Source organism: Paenibacillus sp. FSL K6-2859 (genome assembly GCF_038008265.1).
In the GTDB taxonomy this organism is placed as follows: domain Bacteria; phylum Bacillota; class Bacilli; order Paenibacillales; family Paenibacillaceae; genus Paenibacillus_AQ; species Paenibacillus_AQ nitricinens.
This window is the reverse complement of record NZ_JBBOYU010000001.1, coordinates 220,084-245,733: the sequence shown is the minus strand read 5'-3', so window position 1 is coordinate 245,733 and position 25,650 is coordinate 220,084. Positions and strand designations below refer to the sequence as shown.

The following is a 25,650-nucleotide window of genomic DNA, read 5'->3' as shown; positions in this document are numbered from 1 at the left end:
CATCACCGCATATTTCCTATAATACTACTTCTGGAATCTTGCATTTTTTTAACAAAATTCGTCATTACATCAAAAGCTTCGTTACGTTTATTCGATAAACTTTGCAGGCGCAGCATATCCATTTGCTGACTATTACTTGCACTATCAATCTTTGACTTGATTTGTCCCAACAGATTCTCAAGCTCTCCTTTGGTTTGCGGTATAGCCATACCCATAGCAGTAAACATGGCCCCCTTGTCATCTGCCAGCTTTACAGCAGAGCCGGCCTCAGCACCTGAAGGAAGCTTCCCCAGCTCTTCATTGATCACTCCTAGCAATTGATTCAGTTGTGAGATTGTTTCATTCTTGGCTTGTACAGCTGCGATTTGATCTTTCAGCTGCTCGTCTAACATACTTGCACGACTCGATTGTACAGCCATCATTGCTGTTTCAAGATCCATGTCCTGAATGTTAACCTGTGTCATACCACCCACTCCATTCACACTGCCTACCGAATTTTGCGTGGCATTTCCATTCAGGGCATCTTTAACGGAGTTATAAACCAAATTGTTATATAACAAAGCCCCTCCTACAATGATCCCCAGCACAAAAGTACCGGACATAGATAAAACCAATTTTTTCACACTCATTCCATTTCCTCTTTTCGTTTATGGATGGTCATTGTGTCATCACGATTCATAAAGCCAAACGAACGCGTTCTTTGTTAATAATGTTATATCATTTAGGGTGATTTACAGTCTGTAACCCCAATTACAATTCCCATATATTCAAGCTCAAATAACGTCGAGTATATTTCTAAGTCTATCTGTGTTACACACGAGTATTTTCCTCTGATCAATCCGTATCAACTGCTCATCCTGCAATCCAAGCAATGATTTCGTCACTGTCTCACGTGCCGTTCCTGTCATATCCGCCAGATGTTGATGCGTCAGTTTCAAATCGATAAGAACACCATCATCAGAGGACACTCCATGCTGTTCCGTTAGACGCAACAACACGCGAGCAATGCGCGTACGCACATCGATAACGGTTAAGTCTGTGATTAATTTATTGGCATCACGCAGACGATCTAACGCTGTTTCCAAAATGCCGATTAGTATTTCCGGATTACTTTTTAATAAGGGAATGAAATCGCGTTTTTTCAGAATACATAAGGTGGATTTCTCGATGGTCCTTGCAGAAGCAGAGCGTGCTCTTTCATTTTGTAACAAAGCCATCTCTCCAAAGAAATCACCTTCTCTAAAAATAGAAAGGATTACATCCCTAGAGTGGTTATCTTGATAAATTTGAACAACTCCAGAGATAATAAGATAGAACTCCTCTCCCTCTTCCCCTTCAAAAAAGATGGATTCTCCTTTTATATATGTACGCTCGCTACATAGCTTGGAAATTTCAGCTAAATATTCATCATCCAGATGTTCAAAGAACGGGAAATCGCGCAACAGTTGTGGGTTCACCTTCAAGAGAGACCTCCAGTGTGAGTGACTAATTCTTTTTAGGATAAAAGTTAAAAATTCAGGACTATCCTTTATTGTAATTGTTTTAATTTAAGATAAATAGTGACAGCAGTCATCAAATTATCATGTGACATTTTTACATTTTATGGATATAAAAACAAAAAAGAATCAACCGCGCGGATCATCGAAAAGATACTCACGGCTTGATTCTCCTTTTCTACTTAAAAGCTCCTCGTAAAGCTTCAATTCTTCTCGCTACACTCTGCTGCACAATTTCGCTTTTTTCCGCTATATCGTATCCATGAATGGTTCCTTTGGTGTGATACAATTCAACCTGAACTCCACATTCTTGTAAGGCTTCTGCGTAATGAATTCCTTCGTCTCGCAAACAATCAAACTCCGTAATTTCAACATAAGCATTAGGCAAACCTTTTAATGAAGTTGCTTCCATAGGAGACGCATATTCTCTCTTGCCAGCTGCTACTCCATTCTTGAGATATAGCTTCCACATCTTCTCATTAAGCTTAGAGTTCCACAGAGGTGTGTCTGTAAACTCTTTAATGGATTCCGTAGTCTGTCTTGCATCTGTCACTGGATAGAGTAACATTTGAAAACAAATTGGAGGCGCCTGCCTATCGCGAGCCATTAGAGTCACTGCAGCAGCAAGCGCCCCACCTGCACTATCCCCACCTATAGCAATTCTACTCCTATCAATGCCTAAGGCATCCGCATGATCACTGGCCCATTCAAATGCTGCATAGCAATCTTCAACGCCATATGGGAAAGCGTACTTCGGGGCTAATCTATAATCCACAAATATTACTTTGCAAGGTGTCTTTGAAGCATACTCACAGGCCCAATGGATATGGGAAGGTGCTGCCTTTAGGACAAAGGCTCCTCCATGAATGTAAATAAGGCAGGGAGCGTTTTGGGATATACCCTCAGGTTCAATTATTGTCAGCTGAACGCTTCCGTCTTTATAGCCTGAAATAACTTTTTTCGTTACCTTCACACCTTCAGCAGAGTTGAATTTTTTCAAACTTCTCGCTATGAGATTATTTAAAATTGGCAATAACAATGGATTTAAGGGAAGTGTTCTCTTTTCATAGGGTTCAAAGTCGCTATGGATTTTATATTTACTCATTAGATTCCTCCTATAATCAACTCATTAAGTAAGTACATCTTATCAAATCGTACTAATATGTCCACGTATTCATAACAGAAGCTGCATATAAAAAGACATCTCTATAGGTGAGTCCGCTTCAAATATATTTTCCTTGTTGTGCTTCTCCCCAGACAAAAAAAGACTCCCGGGACCTTCCCGACAGCCTGAACTCATAATTGGCAACCCAAGTTTCTTCACCCAAAACAATCCTCTACAACCTCGGGTCGATCGCTTTCTCTTTCGTTACCTCGAATAACAAGTTTGCCGCAATTTGCTTGTAGACCTCGTTGGCAGACGAAATCTCACCCAGCTTCACTTCTAGCATTTGTCTGCCCAGCCGGTGCTCAATTAAGGACGTACGAAGCTTAGGAGCGATATTCTTCTGCTTCATCAGCTTGGCATACTTATGTGGAAACTTGTAGTCGTACCCGTAGATGATCGACAAGTAGCCCGGATTGCGGACCTTCATATATGGGACTACCCCCTGCTGTTCTTGCTCCGGTTTGATTACAATTCCCTCCATATGTTTCTCTACCGTTATCTTTGTGAAATACGCCTCTGCCCTGATGTAAGCATCGGGCTCATTCATGTCCAGAATCAGAAATTCATCATCATTTAAGAACCGGTATAGTTCGGAGGTTTTGCCGTCAGGTACCCGTTCATCGCCATTCTCCAGCACTTCCTTCAGGATTGCAAAAGGTTTGTATGCTAATTCCGCATCACCCGCATATAGCTCCAGCTGCTGCTTATATACCCGGTAGGCTTCGTCACGCTGGTCAAGATCTACATACGATTCTCTTATGTCACGGACATGCTTAAAAGTCTGGTAAACATGAGACCCATAGTTATTGTTAAGCGCCTCTTTCGACATATGGTGCTGGTCTTGTTCAAACCCGCTTACTTCAAAATCCTGTATCAGTTTACCCAGTGACTCCTCAAATCCATATTGTCTTAGGAAATCCAGCTCTGTCTCCAGCGCCTTGCCAATCGGCTGGAACTGACGCTCAATTAACCCATCCCCAAGCGCTTTCCAAGGTAGCAGCTCGCCATCCAGTAAAAGCACACCAATCCCCTGCTCAGCCATATAGGTTCCGAATTTATGAAGCAGCTGTTCGTAGATGGGCGTTAGATCGACCGCCTGAACCTTATAGCCGTTCCGGCTAATTGCGTAGCACTGCTCTATATCCCGATAAAGGTACACACTACAGCGTGATCCCATATATTTAGGCTGCAGGACGACTTCAGATATACGACGCTCGGCAAAATAATCCAACCCTTTTCGCAGAGACTCAAGCTCACCGGCAGCCACATCCTTATCCGCAGGTGACATCGTCCCGGAGATGAAGTTGACCCGGTTCTGCGAGGAATACTGCAGTCTACGCACAGACTCATAATCAAGCTCTAACAAGGATACGGTTTGCTCAGCCCGGAACAGGATAGGTAGCTCTTCGTGCACCGTAGTCACATGCGATTTTTGACTTTTATAGAAAGGTTTAAACGACATGCGAACAGAAGTTAGTTCATTACCCTGCGCACTCCCTGTGTCGAGGTGGAGTTTGTTTTTGATCCGAAAAGTCTGCTTGGCTGCAATATGTCCGAAGAGATGAAAGGGGTGATTACTAACAGCCTCTTGCTTTAGGAAATCAAGCTGTTCCTCAAAGGAAACCTCACGATCCAGCCGAAAGTTACGCTGATGGCGTAGTGAATTCGTATCCAGCTTACCAATGTACTTATTACGGCAAGGAGCATGGGTAACATAAAAAGAAGGACCTTGCATACCGATATAGCGGTAAAAGGGCTGGGATTGCTCTACTAAAGCCGAAAATTTACTAAAAAGCGCAGCATCCTCCTTAAGCACTTGGGTGGAATCAAAGTACGTTCTTAGCAGTTCGGGATCGGTACCTTGAATCTCACCCTTTACGTACTTGTAAACAAAGTTCTCGTGATTACCCATAACAAATAGGAAATGCTCGCGGTTATCAAATAAGAACTCAATCGTCTCCCGCGTCTGCTTGCCCTTATCAATCCAGTCACCAGCAAGAATAACTCGGGTGTTACTCAGCTTATCTGTAGCGCTTAACTTCCCTTCGTGCACCCGGTAGCCGTAATTAAGTAATAGTCCCCGAAGCTCTTCGACACACTCATGAACATCCCCAACCACAATATACTCTTGTGCTTGTAGAAGTACCGTAGATGCGTAAGTATCCCAATCCTGTATAATCACCCGGTAGTCCGGGTTAGGTATATCTTCGTCCTCGAGAATAAAATCTTTAGCACGCACCTTATGAATCTTGTTGTAGCCTTCCCGTGACAGAACAGGCAGGACTTCTTTTCTCAGCCGGTTTAAATGATTGGAGATCAGCTTCTTCGAGCGCTCCGAGACGTAGTAATCCTCCCGTTTGCGGTAATCAAACAGAATAACCTCCAGATTGTAATTATTTTGCCCGGCGATCTCACGGACTTTACTACGATAATCTTCGGATAGCCCAATGGTATCCATCACCACAAACTCCGCATTAATCGGAAAAGAAGTGACTAACTTCAATCTCTCAAATAATAATTGAAAGGTATGCGAACTCGCCTCCAGCATAACCTGATCATACTTATCATAGTCGTATCCCAATATCTCCTGGCGGATACTATCCGAGGATAAATACTGCACATTCGTACGTAAATCTTTGGAGGCATCCTCTAGTTTTAACTGCGGGATCAGAACTTCTTTAGCAAAAGTCGATTTCCCGCATTCCGTTGCTCCTACAAGCAGAAATATGGTGTGTACACGCGTTTGAATTTCCACTGTCTATTCCTCCTTTCTTCGCACAATAGCGCATTGCGTCGTACGGATCTCGCCAACCCGGTCACCAACCATCAAATATTCGACCTCGACTGCTAAACCTTGAACCGTATCCAAAACCCATTGCCCGAACGCTTGCTGTCCCATTTCCCATTTATGATCTTCATGCCGGAACCCTTCCAGCTCATAATAACGATTGAAATCAGCATTCGGTGTGGTCACAATAAGTTGTTCGAAATTCACATTACCGACAATTTGCTGAATAAGCTCTGCGGCTTCACCTTCACTCATGTGCTCTACAACTTCTGTTAGAATCACATCAACCTGCTCCCCGTTGTACGACTCTAGAAAATGGTCCAGCGAGCCAAAGGTTGCAATGTTATCAATGTCCTTAGCTTTCGCTTTCCGATTCACAACCTCCAGCAACGCCTCGGCTATATCTACCGCATAATAGGTACTCTCTATTTTTCCGGCAAACGGTATCGCATAGAAACCTTCTCCGCAGCCGATGTCCAGAATCGACTTATTGAATGGAAGCACACTTGAAATAAACGTACGCCGCTGCATCGCAGTACCGCCATACTCCAGCCCAATAGAATACTGGTCCGTTTGTTCGATGGAGGCTTTATATCGCTTGAACCGTTCCTTAGAGGTAAGGAAATTCCTTGCAAATAGACTTCTTATATAAAAAGGTGCATCAATGACGTTAAGGCTGCGGATATATTTATCCAAAATAGCATCCGAAATATCTATGTACTCTTCCCCAAATATGGATAAGAACAAGGACAACACACTAACAACATGCAAGAGATGATACAAGCTTTTATGTGTGGTAATTGTCAGTGAATAGCTCTTATGCGCCTGATGCTGCAAGGAGAAGGTATAGCCCTTTAAATGCTTTTGGAAAAATTCAATATAGTGTATCCGCTCAACCTGAACCATATTGATGAAAAAAGAATGCTCATATCCTTTCACATCGCGTTCATCCTGCGCTTTGAAGGGTGTAGAGAAAAACTCATTGACCGCATTAAGCGGAAATAGAGGTGTATTAAACCGGGAGACATTTAAATACTCAAAGCTCTCACTTTCGTTCTGCTTGTAGGATATATCGTTATCTGCATCCTTAAAATAAACGTTATAAGTTCCATCGTCAGAATACCATCCATAAGCCAATCCCTGACGAACCGGACGAAGCTGCATACCTGTCACTGGATTCTTTTTAATTAAAAAAGTGAATTTTGGATTCGTTGATTTCAGTTGTACAATAGCCATACCATCTTCCTCCTATCAATCTTTCTATAAGACCCGTCCCCATACTTCCTGTAAAGCTTCTCGAAATAGAGCATCCAGCTGATGATCTCTTTTGTCCTCCTTAGCATTTAAGGACGCCGCCACCTTATCCAACACTTGGAACTGTTCTTCTAAATAATCGTTAATTGCGGTTAGCTGCGGTTCATAGTCTAGTTCCTCACCAGATTTTTTCCGGGCCAGCAATTGCTGAATCACCTGCCACAGCTCTTCATCCTTCGGAATAAGCCGCTCTACCAGTATATCGAACTCCATCGGCGGCATCTCTCCATATCGGTGAGTCCATTCACAGGCTAGAACGGGACGAAGTACATAAAAGTACTTTTTGATCTTGACCTGCTCGCCTTGCAGATAATCCCGGTAGTTGCCTCTTGCCATGTTTAAGTAATGGTACATACAAGACTTCGGCGAAAAGGTGTACGGGGAGATGCTTCTAAGCTTCTCTGCTATACTGTACTTTTCTGCATATTGAATGGGTGATTGCAGCCACTCCAGCAGGGATGGATTAGACTTCCGAAATAAATTCAGTGCTTTCCGCAAATCCCAGCCATTGATATCAAGCCTATTGTTAATAGGACGCTCGATCACATCCCGCTTATCAAAAATAGATAGGTACCATTCCGGTTTATGCAGATAAATAAACCTCACATCATAATCACTGTCCTGCGATGGGAATCCCCACGCCCGGCTGCCTGATTCACAGGCATACAATATTGTAACTTGCTCCTCCTGTTCAATCTGTTCCAGCTGCTCACGGATAATCTTGTTTATAGGATCCATCTTCACCCCTCCAGATCGGTTACTTCCCTATTCTCTACCCTTGTTACTATTCGAACGCCTCATCAGAATTGCTTCGGCTTCATGGAACTATCTTCGCTCATCTTCCCTGTAACGAACAGGGCGGAAGTATGGCGGTGGCCAAAAACACTTCCATTTTATTCAACTCTGGTGCTTAATATAATGAGTACTACTATTTCTAATGGATTCGCTACAGGCTGGAGGAATATAAATGGCCCGGGAAAGTTTTGACAAGGAGATTCAATTTCTTCGCATGCTCTCTTTAGCAGGGGGAGCTTACAGCAGACAACAATTCGCCGATCGTCTCGGCATTTCTGTACATACCTATGACAAAACGCTGCGCAACCTGAAGGGCATGGTAACCGTCTTACAACAAGACCTGCCTACAGAACAAGGAACAGAACTCTCTGAGTGGCTCCGCTATAACTACTATGAATCTGCCGACCCGCTGCTCCTGTTCTTGTTCCGGGCGAAGTCGCTTAAGGAAACGGAGAGCATCCGGCTTACTCTATTATTAACTGCGCTCCAGACTCAGGAGCTAACGGCTAAAGATCTACAGGATGTCTGCAGTGAGAAAATGCCAACCCATTATCCAATGCCCGATGAGAAGACCATCCGTGGAGATCTGAAATACCTTGAGGAAGTTGGCGTTATTCTTCGTGTAAACGAAGGGCGCCCTTATCGATACAAGGCTGCTAACGATCTGATTGATCAATTATCCGACGATCAGCTCTTGGATCTTTACGACTATGTTGATGTCATCGCCAACACGCAGACTCCGTCTGTGCAAGGTTACCTGCTGCGCGACACCCTAAAAAAGGTCCTGCGGATGCGGGGTTATAACCTCGAAGCTACGGAAACCCATAGATACAAATATAATTATCATTCACGTATTCTTGATGAGGCACACCTATATACGATATTTGCAGCGATTCAGCAGCGAAAAAAAATAAAATTTCTATATTTATCCCCTAAAAAGGGAAAAAACTACGCCTCTCAGAATACCAATCCTCTCTTTGAGCGGGAAACAAGGGGCGTCACAGAAACCGTTCTTCCGCTCCGCGTCATCTATGACCTTCAATATGGGCGCTGGTATTTAATCGGACATAATTCACGTATGGGCATCATGAAATTCCGAATGGAGGGCCTTACTCAGATTGAAGAGGGCGACACTGTGGAAGAAGCAGAGTTTGCTCAGAAACTCAGCAATCTGGAAGAGCAGATGACAAACAGCTGGGTTATAGATACCACCCGTGCGATTAAAGTGGTGGCGAGATTTTATAACCCCAATCGTCCAGGTGTTAATTTCATTCGGGAGCGGGTTGAAGCACAGGGACAGTGGGGAGTAATTACGGAAGAGTCCGATTCTACATTCCTTTATGAGATCACAGTGAATGGTATTTATGAAATTAAGCCGTGGTTACGAAGCTTTGGTTCGAGCTGCGAGGTATTAGAACCCCCTTGGCTGCGTAAGCAATTCATCGCGGAGTGGAAGGAGATTCACAGCTATTATGAATCCATTTGAGAAAATATTTAACTTTCAAATTAATTCCCGCCTCGACGAAGTGGGTTCATTAGCGCTGACCTCCCAGGAACGTTCTTGGCTAAAAACCATGTTAAAGCACCCGGCCTCAGAAGCAGCTTTTACACTAGACACCTTAAGTAAATTGAACTCCATATTGGAGACAGAACCGTCCACAGAAGTGAAGGAAATTATTATGGAGAAAGCCAAAAGCAAAGAGCTGCAGGTCTATCATCCAATGCTACGTACACTCCGCCGTATAATCATGCAGAATCAAGCGATCCTTATTACTTTCCGTATTAAGCATGGAGGGCAACGAACTGACCAAGCCGGGTTCCCTCACAAGCTGGAATATAATTTGTATAAGCGGGAGTGGTATCTGCAATGGTACAGTACCCGGCAGCGTTCTCTTATGTCCACCAAACTAAAAAACATTGTTTCTGTCGAAGCAGCCCCCTTCCCCGCCAAACGGATTGAAGGCTTGAAAGCAAGGATAGCGGGCTTATTAGAGGATCAAAAAGAATGTGCATGTATTCAAGTCATACCAACCTTTAATACTGAGCTGTCACGAATTCTATATGCCTTTTCCTGTTTTGATAAATCCGTGTCCTTTGAAGAAAACTCGGGTATCTATCGCGTCAAAGTCATCTACATGAGAGACGACAGCGAATTTCTGTTGTCCAAAATCCGTTTTCTTGGCCTGCGCGTAAAAATCGTCGAGGGTGAGTATCTTAAACGGCGCATGCTGAAATCCGCAGCTATGGCGATTGATCGGTATGGGGAAGGAAGATGAAGTTAATATTGAATGAACGCTTTGATTATCAATTTCGATAGATTTTGACAATTTTTCTTAATTACTTAAGTCTTATAAAAAACATTCTATCGAACAAATGGAGTTTAAGTCGAATGGTTAGACCTTTTATCGAATAAGCAGACAGAAGACAGACATCCCGCCTTGTTGGAGAGATTGTCGTTCACCACCAATATATCAATATAAAGGGGATTCTCCGTTCATAGGATAAAGCTTGCGCCAGGATGCTTCGCGTAAGCCCTTTTCAACGTATCCATCACGAGGTTATTGTTGTTGGAATGGCTTAATACCCATGAGACAATAGAATTATCATATACATCAATAATGGCACTCCAATAGGCTTTGCGCCCATTCCCGTACTTCAGTTCTGTCACATCTGTACACTATTTTGAATTAGGGGAATTTGCATTAAAGTTACGGTTCATTACATTTTCGGCTACATGGATCTCCGCAGCTTTCACATAACTTGCTCGTTTTCTTCGAATGACCGCTTTGAGCCCAAGTGCGCACATGATTCGGTAATAACGCTTTTTGTTGTACTTCTTTTTGAGCTTTCGGTTCAATTGCGTGCGCATTTGACGATAGCCAAGTATCCCTTTTCGCTTGTCATAACGAAGCTTTATTTCTTTGGCTAACGCATGAATTTCAAGTTCCATGCTAGAGGGTTTCCATTTTAACCACTTGTAATAGGCAGATCGAGCAACTCCAGCTAATGCACACAATTTCGTAATTGCGTGATCTTTTTCTTTGTTCAGTTCTTGAATCGCTTGATACAAGTTCACTTGCCGAACGAGCGTTAGCATGTATTTCGTCGCTTGATTTCCGCCAACTTTTTTGCGAAGTCATTCTCCATCTCTAGGTATTCATTTCGCGCTTCTAGCTCTTTAATCCGTAGCTTCAGACGTTCATGCTCATCTAGTTCTTCTTCAGGCTTTTTGCGACGCGATTGTCCTGAAGATCTTTTAGACATTAGAAAAACTCCCATCATTGTAGCAGTAGAAGTTTTTGTTTTTTCTACTGTCTACTATGATGGGAGCATATCACAATATCGTTAGCAGCTTTTATTTTATAAAACTATCTATTCCAACTTCATATAATACAGATTCGCCGTACTATCCTTCGTTATGATATGTGCGCCCGCCGTAATGGAGACAGTGGCAATGCCATTCGTTATAGGATAACTCGTTCCATCCACTTTGATTTTGGTTCCTTCTGTGTTGAACACTAGGGTTAGGGTTGAAGCTTTAGCAGCTGTGAACTGAATACTGGTTGCACTCTCAATTTTTAGACATTGGGTTAGGGTTGAACCCTGATATGTCACATTTCCCTTACTGGTTGAGAGATTCCCCTGAATATTAAAGAAGCTGCTCGTTGTTCCATCAGTGGTAAAGTTATGCAAGGTTGCTTCCGCTGAAGGCACTGGCGTGCCCGCTGGTGTCGTTGTAGGTACAGGTGTTGGTGTTATTGTTGGAGATGGTGTTGCTGTTTGCACAGGAGTAGCTGTTGGAGTCGGACTTGTTGGGTTTGAATTGCCCCCTACAGAGACAAGCCCCGTTGTGTAGCTTCTGATTGCAGACATCAGCGCTGTATTCAGCGCATACGATGCATCATCCACGGAATCATTAAATGCCCATGTGAAGTCTCCGCCATTCAGACGTCCGGCTTTTGCCGTAACAACCTGTTCTACATTGCTTACGTTATCAATATTCGATACGTTCACTCCGGTTTGGACGCTCGTATCGAAGTTATTATATGCTGTTCCGCCTTTTAATGCTTTGTATGAGCCTGGGACGGATTCATTTCTCGACGAGGCTAAGTAGGCATCAAATGAGGCTGCATTAGCAGGAGCTGTCCCTGTATTGGAGTTAGCGTAGATAAGACTTGAAGCATCAACAATTAGATTGTTATAAGCTTTAATCACACCTCCATTTTCACCCGAGAACGTACCCTCACCTAAAGCATCTGTACCCTGTAAAGAACTAAGCATTGGGTCTTTAGTATTTCTAAAAACATTGGATTCCACAAAAGCCGAAGCTCCGGTTGTAACGCCGACACCATATTTCGAGACTCCATCATAGAAGTTATTATAGATGTGAACAGAGGCCACTCTGATCCGCGGATGACGGGAGTCCGAATGATCGAACCAGTTATGGTGGAAGGTAACAAAGAATTCTGCAGACTCACTAAGTCCGACTAGAGCAGCCTTTCCGGAATCAAAGTAGTGATTATTCGAGATGGTAATGTACGTCGATCCTTTTTTGAGGTCCGTAGATCCGTCACCCTTGGCTTGGTCTGCATCGCTCCCTGCGGATCCATAGAAAATATCATTATTATGCACCCATACATTCGCATTGCCTGTGTCCATTGAAATGCCATCGTCAGGAAATAACATCACACCCAGATTTCTTACTTCCAAATTACCAACATATCTAAGCAGCAACCCCCAACTGTATGCATAAGCATCTTTTCCGATACCTTCGATTGTAATATTCATTTCCGAATAATTATTTTTACCTTTGACTTCAAGATATCCACTGCTGTTAAGTTGTCCGCTCAGGTCAGCAGCTGTAACTTTACCGATAATTCGGATGGCAAGTGGGGTTGTATCATAACCCTTTTGTCTCAGAGCCAAGATACTACCAAGACCAACGCCAGTTTGTACAGCACCTGAGCTGTTGATTTTCACATCAAGTGTTACGGTTTTCGCATTCTGAGATGTTATATAAAGCACTTGAGCACCATTCCTGAGGGTTCCATTCTCATTATAAGCACCCGAACCCGTAGCAAATGGCGAGCTTGCCGAAAAAGAAAATCCAGATCGATCATATGACGTTACGGATAACGTATTTGATACTGCACTTGCCGCTCCTCCCCCCGACAGGGTAGCTTCAACCTTCATTACATAACTTCCAGCTGCAAGCCCTACAGCATCCGCTCTCCAATAGGAAGAATATTTGCGGATCAATTCATTATCAATCTGTTGGTACCCCGAATCTGACGCGCTTGCCTGTTTAACATATACGTTATATCCTGTCGCATTACTTACAGGTGACCATTCCACATATGCCGCTTCATTCCAGCCTCCACTGCCTGTTATCGAAAGACCAGCAGCATGCACTACTGTATTTGTCCATCCACCTGCTATCAAAGAAAGTGCAAGAGAAAACAACACACCAATACTGATTACCTTGGCAATACTTTTTTTCATTTTATTCCCTCCTGAAATATTACATTTTATAGAACTGAAACATCCCCAACATATCAGAACAGAAATCAGTTCCGATACAATCATTTCCTCATATTTTTCACATCTAACAGTATTCTGAGTTAATGATTATAGGACAGAGCATTGATACATCCGTACTCTCGGCAATGTATCCTGGGCTCTTGTGAAAATACAACACGAATAGCCACACAGTAGCCAGCACATAATAAAAATCACAACCATTAGATAATCAAGGGAGGAGCTTTCAATTGAGTGCAAATCAACCAGATAAGAATCTAATCAACACAGTAAAAGAACTGGAAGCCACGCCCGTAAACAGCCTGGAAGCCCAACAGCAGCAGCAAGCCCGTAATGATCGCCGCAAACAAGCTCTGCATGACAGCGATGGCAAATTCTCAGAAAATGAATCTGGGAACTTCCATTAGAGTCTTCAGCTATGCCCGAACCCCAATAAACCGCACGTTTTATGATTCTTTCCAAAATGAAAAAAGCGTAAAAAAGCGACCACGATGGTCGCTTTTTTACTGATATTAAGAAATGCCTTCTCCTGCAAATCATTTTTATCTTCAGTATCCGGATGAATACTCTTTGCTTTCTTTTAAGCGAGCAATATCATGGCCCGTCGGGTTTTGGAAGACACGAAGCCCAAATATCGGTACAACTGCAAAAATGTGATCAAAGATATCAGCTTGAACCGATTCATACACCACCCAGTTAGTATCATTGCTAAACGCGTAGATTTCTAAGGGCAGTCCATTATCCTCTGGCGCTAGCTGTCTGACGATCAGTGTCATATCCTTATGAATTTTAGGATGATTCCTCAGATATTCATGGATATATTCTCTGAATACACCAACATTAGTGAGATGTCTTCCATTTACTTTACTCTCCGTATTGATTTGATGTTCGATATTATAAATGCTAATTTCATTTAATCTTGCCTTTATAAAATCGGAAAGGTAGTGAATCTTCTGGAATTCCTCCATCATTTCTTTTGTACAAAAGCATATGCTGCTTGTATCGATATGAACACTTCGTTTAATCCTTCTGCCGCCAGATACTTGCATGCCCCTCCAGTTTTTGAACGAGTCTGAAATAAGGGCGTAGCTAGGAATCATGGTGATTGTTTTATCGAAATTCATAACCTTTACCGTATTCAATGTAATGTCAATTACATCACCATCCGCATTATATTTTGGCATTTCGATCCAGTCACCTACACGCACCATATCATTCGATGATAATTGAACACCTGCCACCAAGCCCAATATAGAATCTTTGAAAATTAGCATAAAAACAGCTGATAATGCACCTAACCCACTAAGTATAATCAGTGGATTCTGACCAACGAGGTTAGAGATCACCACAATAACACCAATGATAAATAGAATAATCTTTGCAACCTGAATGTACCCTTTAATCGGTCTAATCTTGGAGATCTCAAACGAGCGATAAATAGCATCGATTGCATTAAGTAGTGCATTAAACACTGTGATAGTTACGATAATCATATAAGTTAAGGCGGATTTTTCAATAAAAGCCTGATATAGCGGAAAGATAGACGCAGAATAATAGATGATGAAGGCTGGCGCGAGATGCGACAGCTTGTGAAACACTTTTTTCTCCAAAACGATATTATCCCACGAATACCGATCCTTACTAATGAAATGAATAATTATCTTCAGCACAATCTTTTTGGCTATTAAATTGGCCAATATAGAGAGTAGTGCTATAAATAAGACCATGATTATATTCGAAAGATAAACTGTCATTTGTTCGCTTACACCGTATTCTGCTAGTTGATCTTTAATAAAGTTCATCATTTTCCTCCTGCTGCGTGTTCTTAGATTGTTGTTTGATGAAATAGTCTAGTACTAAACTAACATTCAACACTTCGGTCGTTGCGGGTTAACTATTATTGCCTAGTTTTAACTAGTTGGATTAACCTTGTCAACGCGCTTGAGTAAATCGAGTCATGCCTATGCACAAACCATACCTGCAAATCTCGATACTCTTCAGGCAAACGGTGGGAAGTAATTATGCCCTGTTCTTCAGCCTTGGCTATCGATGACTGTGGCAGCATAGACACACCGAGTCCAGAGGAAACGCCATCTAGAATAACTGCTAATGTTCCAAATTCCATTATCTGATAAGTGGTCAGGCCAGTGCCTCTCAGAAAACTCTCTGCTTTTGCCCGATGCGTACATCCAACGTCAAAGAACAACATCGGTTTCATGAGTAGATCATACATTTCGTTTTGTCCCGGCTCAGAGATCAACACCAACTCCTCTTCAAAGGCCGCAATATGTTCTATATCTGGATCATCAACAGGACCATAGACGAACGCTCCATCAAGCTCGTAATCCAGCACCTTTTGTAAGAGCGTATGTGTCACACCCGTAGTGAGCGATAAATTAACATCCGGATATCGTGATTGATACTCGGCCAATAGCGGAGTCAGATGAATGACTGCTGTCGCTTCAATGGAGCCTATCCGAAGAGGCCCTGCAGGATGGTCCGAATATTGTGTAGTTTTCACAGCCTCATCCATCAGAGCCAGTATCTTATCCGCATATTCCAGTAAATTTTCGCCAGCCAAAGTTAGCGTCATTCCTCGATTGGACCTCCGAAAAAGAGGGGTTTTCAACTGCGCCTCAAGATACTGAATTCGAGTCGTCACATTAGATTGTACATAATTTAACATTTGCGCAGCCTTGGTTATACTACCCTCTTGAGCTACAGCTTGAAATATTCTTAAATCTCCGCTTTCCATTTCTATGTCACCTGCTTGGTATGATCATTTATGATACTCACATTCGGTTTTGTTCATTTTACTGTATGATTCCCACTCTGTACAATTCAGAATAGATTCATTGAAATACGAATTACTGGAGGATTAGGATGAAAGCAATCGTACATGCTGGGATGAACGGCTTGAAGAGCCTGACATATGAAGACGTTGTTGACAAACAGCCGGGCTTCGGCGAAGTAAAAGTAAGGCTTAAAACCGCAGGGTTAAATCATCGAGACTTATTTCTCATGGCGGATCGAACAAATGAGGATTCTCCCCTGATTATGGGCTCTGATGGGGCGGGTATAATTGAAGCGGTAGGTGAAGGCGTAACATCACTTACAGTAGGTACCGATGTAATCATTAATCCGTGTATCGGATGGGAAATCACCCACGATGTCCCGAATGTTCCGGCCATAGTGGGCGGCCCTTCAGATGGTACATTTGCCGAGTCTATCATCATCCCTGTGCAAAATGCCATCAGTAAGCCGGCTTATTTGTCTTGGGAAGAAGCGGGCGTGTTGCCCTTATCTGCCTTGACAGCCTATCGGGCTTTGTTTACGAGAGGCCGCTTACAGCAAGGTGAACATATCCTTATTCCAGGTATTGGTGGCGGTGTGGCTACTTATGCCATGCTTATGGCTTCAGCAGCGGGTGCACGAGTCAGTGTCACATCACGAAGGGAAACAAAAAGACAAGTTGCTCTTGCACATGGAGCAGATCATGCCTTTGACAGTTATAGTGATTGGAAGGAAAGTATGAACGGAGAAACAGTAGATCTCATCCTGGATAGTATCGGGCCAGCGACGTTCCAACAGTACTTTGATATCATTAAGCCAAATGGCCGGATCGTCACGTTTGGGGCAAGCTCAGGAGATCGAATGGAATTAGCAGTACGATCCATATTTTTTCCCCAAATCAGTGTCATCGGAACCTCAATGGGAAGCAGTGAAGAGTTTGTTGCGATGCTTCAATTTATGGAACTCCACTCGATACGTCCTATCATTGATAGTGTGTATCCTTTACAAGATACCTTTCAAGCCTTTCAGCGAATGCAACAGGGCGAGCAGTTTGGGAATATTGGAATAAGAATTGATTGAAAAAAGACACCTCTCAAGGTGTCTTTTACTTACTCCAAACGGAGCAGAGCCGTGGCATGGCAAATCTATTAGCCGCCGTGTGTTCAATGCATGCAAGTATTCCACCGCAACGTTTCAAGAGTCTGCAACCTCTAGCCTCTTATGTGGTGCCGGCACGTCGTTTAGCAAGCGCCATCGCAGCGACATGGCCTGAGCTCCAGGCCCATTGCAGGTTATAGCCGCCGCAATCACCATCGACATCCATCACCTCACCTGCCAAATAAAGCCCAGGTACAATCTTAGATTCCAACGTTCCTTCAACTAGGTCAGTCGTATCGATCCCACCAGCTGTTGTTTGTGCATTCGTGAAGCTATTGGTATCGGCCACTTTAAATTCCCAACGCTTCATGAGTCGATAAAATATTTTCTTAGTTTTCCACGATAAATCCTCACAGAGCAGGTGAACCTGTTGATCAATTCCCGCTTCCTTCAGCAGAACCGGAATCAACTTCTTGCTGATGATGCCGATAAAGGCGTCCGCAACTGTCCGGTGCCCGAAGATCGCCCAGTGTGTTTCCAGAAAATCAATTACCTCTTCTTCCGTACGTTCCGGCATCATATCAACCGACAATGTCACGGACTCTCCTCTTCCGAGATTATACGCAGCCTTCCTGCTTAGCTGAAGTATTGGCGGGCCCGAGATGCCATAGTCCGTGAAAAGAATTTCACCATATTCACTGCGGATGACTTCATTGTTTACGATAATATGACCTAATCCCTCGAATTTGATGCCAGATAGTTCCTTTAAATACGGATAATCTAACTTCAATTGCACAATGCCTGCCACAGGATGAATCATAGTATGTCCCAGCCGTTCGACAAGCGTATAACCGGATCCATCTGTTCCCGTTTTCGGAGCAGTAAGACCCCCCGTACATAGAAAGAGGTATTCGCTGGTATACTCGATTAGCTCCTCTGTCTCCGTTTGGCATTTAATCGTAAAGCGCGGATGTTCCTCCGAAACGATAATATCCAACACTTTATGTTTATAATATACGGGAACATTCCGATCCTCCAGCGCCAGCTTAAATACACCCGGCACCGAAGCCGCCTGCAGCGACATCGGATACATCCGGCCATTCTCCAAGCTTACAAAAGGAAGCCCGAGCGAGGAGAAAAATTCGATCGTTTGGCGGACACCGAATTGCCGCAATACATGTATTGGGAATCCTTCCTGATTACTGTGATACTTGTGTGATAAAGCGGCCGCTTCATCCGTACCGGTGGCGGTGGATTGGTTCGTAATGTTGCAACGCCCGTTACCCGTCGTTATTATTTTCTTCCCAAGCCGGTCATTGCTTTCAATAATTGCTGTATCAATACCTTGATCCCTCGCTGTAACTGCAGCCATTAGACCTGCAGCACCCCCACCGATAATGAACAGCTCGTGGTGCTTAGAAGTCTGATCCTTATACATGTTAATTGATGCATCCCTTTTCCTAATAAATTTATTGAATTGACTTAGCTAGCGCCATGGCGGCCACATATCCGGAACTCCAGGCCCATTGCAGGTTATAGCCGCCGAAATCTCCGTCCACATCCATCACTTCGCCAGCCAAATACAGCCCAGGCACCAGCTTGGATTCCAGCGTTCCCTCGATTAGTTCAGTCGTATCGATGCCACCAGCTGTCACTTGCGCATTCGTAAAGCCATTGGTATCCGTCACTTTAAATTCCCAACGCTTCAAGATTCGATAAAATGTCCTCTTGGTTTTCATCGATAGATCCTGGCAAAGTAGCTGTGGCTGCTGGTCGATGCCTGCCTCCTTCAGCAGGACAGAAACCAACTTCTTGTTGAAGATACCCACAAGAGAATCTGAAACAGTCCGGTGTCCAAAGGTCTCCCAGAGCATTTCCAAAAAATTAACTAGCTCTTCCTCCGTGCGGTCCGGCATCAGATCAACCGATACTGTCACATTCTCTCCTCTTGCGAGATAATAAGAAGCTACCCTGCTTAGCTGGAGAGCTGCCGGACCAGAAATGCCATAATCCGTGAAAGCAATCTCACCAGATGCACTGAGAATGTTTTTACCATTTACAAAGATATGGGCTTGTCCCTGAAATTTGATACTGGTAAGCGCCCTCATATTCGGATACTTTAGCTTCAATTGCACAATGGCTGGCAAAGGCTCGACCAGGGAGTGCCCCAGACGTTCGGCAAGGATATAACCAGGAGGTTCTTTTCCCGCATTTGGACCGGTAAGGCCACCCGCACAGAGAAATAGATATTCACTGGTATAAACAACCTCTTGCACCTCCCCCTCCTCTGTTTCCGTTTGGCATTTTATCGTGAAGCGCGGATGATTCGTCGAAACAGTAACATCCAACACTTTGTTCTTGAGGTATACCGGAACATTCCGATCCTCCAGCGCAAGCTGAAAAATATCCTGCACCGCTGCAGCTTGCAGCGACATCGGATACATCAAGCCCTCCTTCAATCTTGTAAGCGGAAGCCCGAGCAAGGAGAAAAAATCAATGGTTTGACGAATGCCAAATTGCTGTAATACCGCCAATGGAAATCCAGCCTGATTACTGTGGTACTTACGCGACAAAGCGACCGCTTCATCCGTACCCGTCGCAGTGGAATCATTCGTAATGTTGCAGCGGCCATCACCTGTCATTAATATCTTCTTTCCAATCCGGTCGTTGCTCTCCAGAATGGCAGTATCGATACCCATATCACGCGCAGTAACAGCGGCCATTAGTCCGGCAGCACCCGCGCCGATAATTAACAGCTTATGGTGGGTACTTTGAAATTGATTCATGATGATCTCACCCTATTTCTTATTCTAAATAAATATTATAGCATTAAGTAACTATTAAATCCTTTATCTATAGGTATACCGTTCGCGAGGCAATGCTCTATATCCCTATTTTTCCACTATTGTATATACCTTAAACTCAATAATTAATTATATCAAAATAAAAAGACAACGCAGCATATAAAGAAAGAGAGCATGCGTTTAAACAATTCTTTCAGATTCACGTATGAGAATATATTAGTATTAATAATCACCGTACCTTCACCCGTCGTCTTCATACCCCCTAGTAAGTGAGTCATGCTGATATTGCTACTGTATCCACTAACAGCAAGCCCCAGAACAGTCTAAGGATAAGCCGTTTAACCGCCACGTATTGTCCGAAACTTCCGTTAGAATGAAAAAAGACACCCTTCAAGGTGTCTTTCGCTGATACTCCATATACTAATTCCCTGCAGAATTAAGATACGTTTCAGCTTCTTCTATCGATTCATACAAGTTTGCAATATCTTTAAACATACGATACATTTGCGCTTTGTAGAACGAGGTAGGCGCAACATACACCCATTTGTGTTTTGTAGAGATTCCAGCTTTGACAGCTTCTTCACTAGTTGGAGCAAGAATTGCCAACACTTCTTGCTTAAATACCAGGCCACCAGTAATTACAGTCATACCTGTAAACCCTCGCTTAGTTTTCTTCAGTACTTTCGGAAATTGTTCCGCATACGCAAGGGCATCCTCAACATCCATACCGTCCGATGTTACAATAATTCTGTTTTTGTTTTTAACATAATCAATAGTAAAGCTCATGATAGTAATTCCTCCGAATGTTTTTCTTTTTGGATGCTTAATACCATAATTTTATATCAATTCGAGTTCTTATAGATGTAGTTTCGGAAAATGTGCCATTAATTATTAACTTCAAAGTGAATGATCTTATTCAAGATGTAGACAATAGGTCTGCAATAATGAACACATTTAGTTCCCCATAACTCCTTGTCTAGATTCGGTGTACAATCCAAGCACTAAACAGCAAAAAACCCGCTAATTCAGCGGGTTTTTCTTATGGAGCCGAGGGGAGTCGAACTGCTGTCCTTAATACACCATAACACTTTAATGCTTGTTATCTAATCCCACAAAGCCTTATACATTAAGGATTTGTGGAGATTCATTTGGTATATTGTACCCCAATGAATTATCTTGATTTATGCCGCGTTACAACGTTAGTCTATACTCTGTCTACAAAAATCGGACAGGATCTTAGAATAAAATCCGATATTTATTAATTAAGATTGTAGTATATCATTGTGTACACAAGAAATGCTTGACCTAATAGTTTTGAAACACTTTATATTGTGCGTTACGCAGTAACCTAAAATTCTTTATTACTAACTGATGTTCAGAATAGATACATTACTGTCTATTCCAAAACAACGTTAGAACTATATTTATCATTCATGTTTGCAATAACTACTTTAATAACTGATGTAATAAATGATTCAACTAAAACTTTAAATTCTTTATTGTTGCTATTCTTATTAAAAAGAGGCATAGCATTATCGATTATTTCAGAAATATCTTGAGCTCTCAGTGAAGTTGATCCTGGACCACGTCTAATGTAATAAGCCCTCTTCCATCTTTTTAATTGCTCATTATCATCCAGCAATCTTTCCTTACTAAATATAGTTATTAACTCCTCCGCATTCTCCATCGCCTTGGTTCGAAACTGAGCTACCTTTTTTTCATCAATTCTATCATCCCTCATGAAATAATTTGGAATAGAGAAATATTGATATAGACACCCCTTTAAATATTGTACCATATCACCCGCAGGGCTAATATTATTATAAGACAGTCTGTTAAGTTCAGCATATCTTCTGGAAAGCGCTTTAATAGTAGGCCAAGATAGTGAAACGATTTCATCAACTGTTTTTGTACCTAATTGAGCTTTCCATCTATTATTAAACTGCTCTGAAACTTCCAATAAATCTACTGGAAGCACCTGTTTATAGTATACAAAATTAAGATTTTTGAGCTGCAATTCAACCTCTGTCATGTTAAGTGTATCAATAAACTGATGGAGTTCATTTAGGGTTATATCGTCTGCGAGGTTCTCATTAAGATTTTTATCAAGTCCCCCTAAAAAGAACATCTTATTATTAATGCTATCTTGAATATTATTTTTTTTATCATGATCAAGTAAATTAAGCACTTGCTCCATATTTCCAATTACATGATTAGCTTTGTCAGATGCTGTAACTAAGTTATTTCCTTCAACTTCATCAAAGTGAGTAAAAACTAAATGCATTTTTGGAGTATAACCTGATAATTCTAAATTCTCAAAAAACACTTTAGAATTATGTGACATGGTTTCTGATCCATTCTGAACATATATTATTTTATTAGCTCTTCTTAGTTTGTAGTTAACTTCAAGCGGAACGCTGAATGCTTCTTTAAGTACGTGGTCTAATCCTCGACCATCCACAAATGTAAATTTATATTTTTCTTTTTCGACTACCCAATCTGGAAAAAACGGCCCTTGAACTCTTATTGACTCAACTATTGGTGTGAGAATCTCGCCAAATAGTTTTTTCTTGTTGGTAGCGAGTTTTTCAATCAAATTGAGACAATCACTTTTATTAAGTTGCTTGGCATGAATATAACTTATCCAATCATATCTAGTCTTTTCTATAAAAAGGCCTTCAATTGTCAACACTTTATTTATTGTCGTTTCAATTTCTTTCATAATTTGATCAACATAATCTAGAAATATATCTTCTTTGATAAACCCCTCTAAAAAATCAATTTCCGCTTGGTATTTCTCTAGTTCAGTTAAACTAGATAAATCTAAATTGTTATTAACAATATAATTTTTCCATTTTTCTTTTGAAAGATAAATAATATCATCCAATAATGATGACATCAGTTCGTTATAATGTGAATCTTGCTCATTATTCCCTTGGTACTTTGCAAATCTATTAGTTAAAGAATTAGTATCTGAAACTTTAGGTTTGATAGTACCTACAATGTACTGGAGTCTAAATTCTTTATCCGCAGTTTCAGTGAATTTCCTAGTAATGGAGTCATGTTCATTATTACCTATGGCTTCATGACTAGCACGTTGTATTAATTCTCTCACATAGTCTTCAATCTTTTGTTTTTCTTTAAAGGTACATACTAGACTAAAATCATCTGTATTTTTAATAATGAACTCTATATCAGAAACAGTAGTTTTATTGCTAGAGGTTGCTAAGACATTTTCTTTTTTTACGTCAAGACCGAGCAACTGACTTAATAATGAAGTCTTCCCCGCTCCACTGAATCCTTCAATATCAATAATTTGATTATCTTTCTCCATTGGTATCTTTTCGTCACGAAGGTCTTCATGATCTTTTTCCGATTTTATTTGTATATCGTTATAAAAAAGCTCGACTGCTGTTTTATTAAACAAGGTTAGAGCATAAGGTTTTTTGACGATATTATGATATTCTTCGTTATTAATAAGGGTTTCTAAATCATTAACGATTATTGCTAGTTCTTCTTCACAATCAGTAAATGTGCTACGTCTGATTCTAACCTCTTCTCCAGTTTTTTCATTTAAAATAAGTGGATGATAGAAATTCACGTTCCAAGTCTCTCTACCTTTATTCTTACTTTTTGATACTTTGCGATCCATTTTTAGAGCCTCCTTGTTATTTTATATGGTGCTCATATATTTACAATCAATTATATGTTATTGCAACTCAGTTTTCAATGTTGATGCACAAATAAATGTACACGGGTATATTTTCGCTTTTACCCGCTCTTATATTGATGCACAATAAATTGAACACTTGGGTTGACTTTCTAATTCATATGAGTTACATTAACGGTGCACACCAAATTGTACATCTAATTATAGTATTAGGAGGGTTTATATGGGCCACGATTGGAGAAGCAAAGACACAGCATCTAATACATACAATGTCATATCAGATCTTAGCATTATTAAAAACACACCAAAAAGGGATATCATTTCTTCGGAAAAAGCGGCTACATTGACGGAGGATATTTCTTTACTAGTAGTAACAGCTACTGAAATTGAAACCAAGACTTTGTTCCATCATATGAAGCCATTACCAGGTCAAAAATCTCTATTACTAATTTACGATAATCGCCAAACTTATACAGTTGGATTGTTTGGTCTTTACGGTGTAGTCCACGTACAATCTGCTATTGGATCATCACGAAGGGATGGGGCCATCAATACCCTTCGTGATTCTATTAGCTTCTGGAAGCCAAAAGCAGTTCTTGTCGTCGGGATTGGATTTGGAATTGATGACTCTAAACAAAAACTTGGTGATATTTTGATTTCAGAAACTATAGCAAATTATGAGTATGCACGTATCGAGGAAAATCGATCATCTCAGAGGGGAGCTATAGTCGAAAGCGGGGTTACTCTTCTTAACCGAGCAAAAAATCATTGGGATTGGTTTTATACTTTTCCAGATATGACAACACCTAAGGTACAAATAGGACAATTTTTGTCCGGTGAAAAGCTTATTGACTCTCGAAATTTTAAGAACGATTTATTAGATAAATATCCTAGTGCCATTGGCGGCGATATGGAGGGGTATGGAGTGGCGTCTGCTGCAAATGTTGAGAAATTAGAGTGGCTCGTAGTTAAAGCTATTTCTGATTGGGCTAACCAAAAAAGCAACGGATTTCAAGAGCACGCCTCTGATGCAGCAGTATCTTTCTGCCATAGTTTATTTTCTATCCCCTACGCTTTTGACTGCCTACAATTTAAAATTTTATAAACATAGGTTTGTAGTCCCGCCAAGTAGTACGACAAACTAATCATTGTCTATGGGACGTCTACATCACCAATAGAATCATGCTGTATTGCTTTGTATTTTAAACAATTGGAATCGTAAATAAATACCCCGTACTGTCATTTTGCATCCGGTGATTCTATTGTCCCGCATGAATATATTCTGTGCTATTCTTCAGAAATGAGATCATCTACTGATCTGAAATATAAATTGACGATAGATACTATCGACTACGGATTTAGTAGAAGCCTTCCCTTCATCCTATAGGACAGGCTTCTACTTTGAGTAAGCATTTAGTTACTCCCCTTTTTTCCTAGATACTTTTCGTACTCATTTACCCTCCTATAAAACGTTCGATGCTTCATATTTAACTGATTCATGGCGCTTTTCGCTGTTAGCGCCCCAGACTTCCATTCTTTATATACATGAGCGAACACCTCATCAATCTCCTTTTTCGGCCGACCGAACCTAACACCTTTAGCCTTAGCAACCTCAATCCCCTCTGCCTGCCGTTGCCTGTTTTTCTTTCTCTCCTGCTCAGCCACATATGCCAACAAGCTTAAAAACTGATCTTCCATTACCTTTCCGAAATCGCCCATTGTTCTGAACTTTCTCGAATCAAATAACGTTTCATTATCTAAGCAAATAATATCTGCTTTTAACTCACGGGTAATATACTTCCATTCGGCCATAATTCCATCATAGTCACGACCCAGCCGATCCAACGCATCAATGTATATCAAATCACCTTCCCGAATCATTAGACGCATAGCTTGATAACGCGGTCGATTAAAATCCTTTCCGCTTAGTTTATCAACAAATATATATCTTTCATCAATTCCAATCTCCCTAAACTTCACAAGCTGCCTCTCAGGATTTTGATCCTTAGCTGATACTCTCCCATATCCCAATTCCACTTATATTCCTCCTAGTATTCATGCCAAAATGTCCACAGTTTTAATGGCACATGCCAAAAGCTATTTACCGGTGTTTTGGCACACAAAAAAAAGCCCCTTAGAATGGTGTCAAAAAGCATGCTTTATGGCACAGAAAAAAGAAGCAGCTT

General features: G+C 41.6%; 22 protein-coding genes. 5 read left to right on the top strand and 17 right to left on the bottom strand.

The window, feature by feature from the left end; genetic code table 11:
- Positions 1–2: 2 nt before the first annotated feature.
- The 6 genes from MHB64_RS01175 to MHB64_RS01150 form a co-directional block, all read right to left on the bottom strand.
- Positions 3–629: a hypothetical protein gene (locus MHB64_RS01175; RefSeq protein ID WP_341133530.1), complete on the bottom strand. Its 627-nt coding sequence runs from the start codon at positions 627–629 to the stop codon at positions 3–5.
- Between the two features lie 144 nt (positions 630–773).
- A complete protein-coding gene (locus tag MHB64_RS01170) occupies positions 774–1,457 on the bottom strand; it encodes a Crp/Fnr family transcriptional regulator (protein ID WP_341133529.1) in 684 nt (227 codons plus the stop codon).
- A gap of 217 nt (positions 1,458–1,674) precedes the next feature.
- Positions 1,675–2,601, bottom strand: a complete 927-nt coding sequence (locus tag MHB64_RS01165) for an alpha/beta hydrolase (RefSeq protein ID WP_341133528.1) — start codon at positions 2,599–2,601, stop codon at positions 1,675–1,677.
- A 232-nt stretch (positions 2,602–2,833) separates the two neighbouring features.
- Complete coding sequence (locus MHB64_RS01160) at positions 2,834–5,419, bottom strand: metallophosphoesterase (RefSeq protein WP_341133527.1); 2,586 nt, start codon at positions 5,417–5,419, stop codon at positions 2,834–2,836.
- A gap of 3 nt (positions 5,420–5,422) precedes the next feature.
- Positions 5,423–6,688, bottom strand: coding sequence for a class I SAM-dependent methyltransferase (locus tag MHB64_RS01155; RefSeq protein WP_341133526.1), 1,266 nt, complete (start codon positions 6,686–6,688; stop codon positions 5,423–5,425).
- A gap of 24 nt (positions 6,689–6,712) precedes the next feature.
- The gene (locus MHB64_RS01150) at positions 6,713–7,504 is read right to left on the bottom strand and encodes a nucleotidyltransferase domain-containing protein (RefSeq protein WP_341133525.1); all 792 of its coding nucleotides are present in this window, start codon (positions 7,502–7,504) and stop codon (positions 6,713–6,715) included.
- Between the two features lie 229 nt (positions 7,505–7,733).
- Between MHB64_RS01150 and MHB64_RS01145 the strand changes: the two genes are divergently transcribed.
- Both MHB64_RS01145 and MHB64_RS01140 read left to right on the top strand, forming a co-directional pair.
- On the top strand, positions 7,734–9,047 hold the full coding sequence (locus MHB64_RS01145) for a helix-turn-helix transcriptional regulator (protein WP_341133524.1): 1,314 nt from the start codon (positions 7,734–7,736) through the stop codon (positions 9,045–9,047).
- Positions 9,034–9,837, top strand: a complete 804-nt coding sequence (locus MHB64_RS01140) for a WYL domain-containing protein (RefSeq protein WP_341133523.1) — start codon at positions 9,034–9,036, stop codon at positions 9,835–9,837. Before MHB64_RS01145 ends, MHB64_RS01140 begins: the two co-directional genes overlap by 14 nt.
- 218 nt (positions 9,838–10,055) lie before the next feature.
- Here MHB64_RS01140 and MHB64_RS01135 read toward each other — a convergent pair whose 3' ends face one another.
- The 4 genes from MHB64_RS01135 to MHB64_RS01120 form a co-directional block, all read right to left on the bottom strand.
- Complete coding sequence (locus tag MHB64_RS01135) at positions 10,056–10,229, bottom strand: hypothetical protein (protein WP_341133522.1); 174 nt, start codon at positions 10,227–10,229, stop codon at positions 10,056–10,058.
- Positions 10,230–10,238: 9 nt separating this feature from the next.
- Positions 10,239–10,658, bottom strand: coding sequence for an IS3 family transposase (locus tag MHB64_RS01130; protein ID WP_341133521.1), 420 nt, complete (start codon positions 10,656–10,658; stop codon positions 10,239–10,241).
- The gene (locus MHB64_RS01125; RefSeq protein WP_341133520.1) at positions 10,652–10,825 is read right to left on the bottom strand and encodes a hypothetical protein; all 174 of its coding nucleotides are present in this window, start codon (positions 10,823–10,825) and stop codon (positions 10,652–10,654) included. The genes MHB64_RS01130 and MHB64_RS01125 overlap by 7 nt, the downstream gene beginning before the upstream one ends.
- Before the next feature lie 108 nt (positions 10,826–10,933).
- A complete protein-coding gene (locus MHB64_RS01120) occupies positions 10,934–13,063 on the bottom strand; it encodes a pectate lyase family protein (protein ID WP_341133519.1) in 2,130 nt (709 codons plus the stop codon).
- Between the two features lie 266 nt (positions 13,064–13,329).
- Here MHB64_RS01120 and MHB64_RS01115 point away from each other — a divergent pair, with 266 nt between their 5' ends.
- The gene (locus MHB64_RS01115; protein WP_179085866.1) at positions 13,330–13,506 is read left to right on the top strand and encodes a hypothetical protein; all 177 of its coding nucleotides are present in this window, start codon (positions 13,330–13,332) and stop codon (positions 13,504–13,506) included.
- Between the two features lie 141 nt (positions 13,507–13,647).
- Here the strand turns inward: MHB64_RS01115 and MHB64_RS01110 are convergent, their stop codons facing one another.
- Positions 13,648–14,901 (bottom strand): mechanosensitive ion channel family protein, encoded by a 1,254-nt coding sequence (locus tag MHB64_RS01110; RefSeq protein ID WP_094874404.1) that lies wholly within the window; start codon positions 14,899–14,901, stop codon positions 13,648–13,650.
- A gap of 95 nt (positions 14,902–14,996) precedes the next feature.
- A complete protein-coding gene (locus MHB64_RS01105; RefSeq protein ID WP_094874403.1) occupies positions 14,997–15,854 on the bottom strand; it encodes a LysR family transcriptional regulator in 858 nt (285 codons plus the stop codon).
- Positions 15,855–15,982: 128 nt separating this feature from the next.
- Here MHB64_RS01105 and MHB64_RS01100 point away from each other — a divergent pair, with 128 nt between their 5' ends.
- Positions 15,983–16,972 carry a zinc-binding dehydrogenase gene (locus MHB64_RS01100; RefSeq protein WP_341133518.1) on the top strand — a complete coding sequence of 330 codons (990 nt, stop codon included), beginning with the start codon at positions 15,983–15,985 and terminating at the stop codon, positions 16,970–16,972.
- 139 nt (positions 16,973–17,111) lie between these two features.
- Here MHB64_RS01100 and MHB64_RS01095 read toward each other — a convergent pair whose 3' ends face one another.
- From MHB64_RS01095 to MHB64_RS01080, 4 genes are all read right to left on the bottom strand, one after another.
- Complete coding sequence (locus MHB64_RS01095) at positions 17,112–18,428, bottom strand: BaiN/RdsA family NAD(P)/FAD-dependent oxidoreductase (protein WP_341133517.1); 1,317 nt, start codon at positions 18,426–18,428, stop codon at positions 17,112–17,114.
- Positions 18,429–18,459: 31 nt separating this feature from the next.
- Entirely contained in the window at positions 18,460–19,776 is a 1,317-nt protein-coding gene (locus tag MHB64_RS01090; protein WP_094874400.1) for an aminoacetone oxidase family FAD-binding enzyme, read from the bottom strand.
- Positions 19,777–20,214: 438 nt separating this feature from the next.
- Positions 20,215–20,580 carry a hypothetical protein gene (locus tag MHB64_RS01085; RefSeq protein ID WP_094874399.1) on the bottom strand — a complete coding sequence of 122 codons (366 nt, stop codon included), beginning with the start codon at positions 20,578–20,580 and terminating at the stop codon, positions 20,215–20,217.
- 610 nt (positions 20,581–21,190) lie between these two features.
- Positions 21,191–23,446: a hypothetical protein gene (locus MHB64_RS01080; RefSeq protein WP_341133516.1), complete on the bottom strand. Its 2,256-nt coding sequence runs from the start codon at positions 23,444–23,446 to the stop codon at positions 21,191–21,193.
- Between the two features lie 241 nt (positions 23,447–23,687).
- Between MHB64_RS01080 and MHB64_RS01075 the strand changes: the two genes are divergently transcribed.
- Positions 23,688–24,569, top strand: a complete 882-nt coding sequence (locus MHB64_RS01075) for a 5'-methylthioadenosine/S-adenosylhomocysteine nucleosidase family protein (protein WP_341133515.1) — start codon at positions 23,688–23,690, stop codon at positions 24,567–24,569.
- A 308-nt stretch (positions 24,570–24,877) separates the two neighbouring features.
- Here the strand turns inward: MHB64_RS01075 and MHB64_RS01070 are convergent, their stop codons facing one another.
- Complete coding sequence (locus MHB64_RS01070) at positions 24,878–25,501, bottom strand: recombinase family protein (RefSeq protein WP_341133514.1); 624 nt, start codon at positions 25,499–25,501, stop codon at positions 24,878–24,880.
- Positions 25,502–25,650 lie beyond the last annotated feature (149 nt).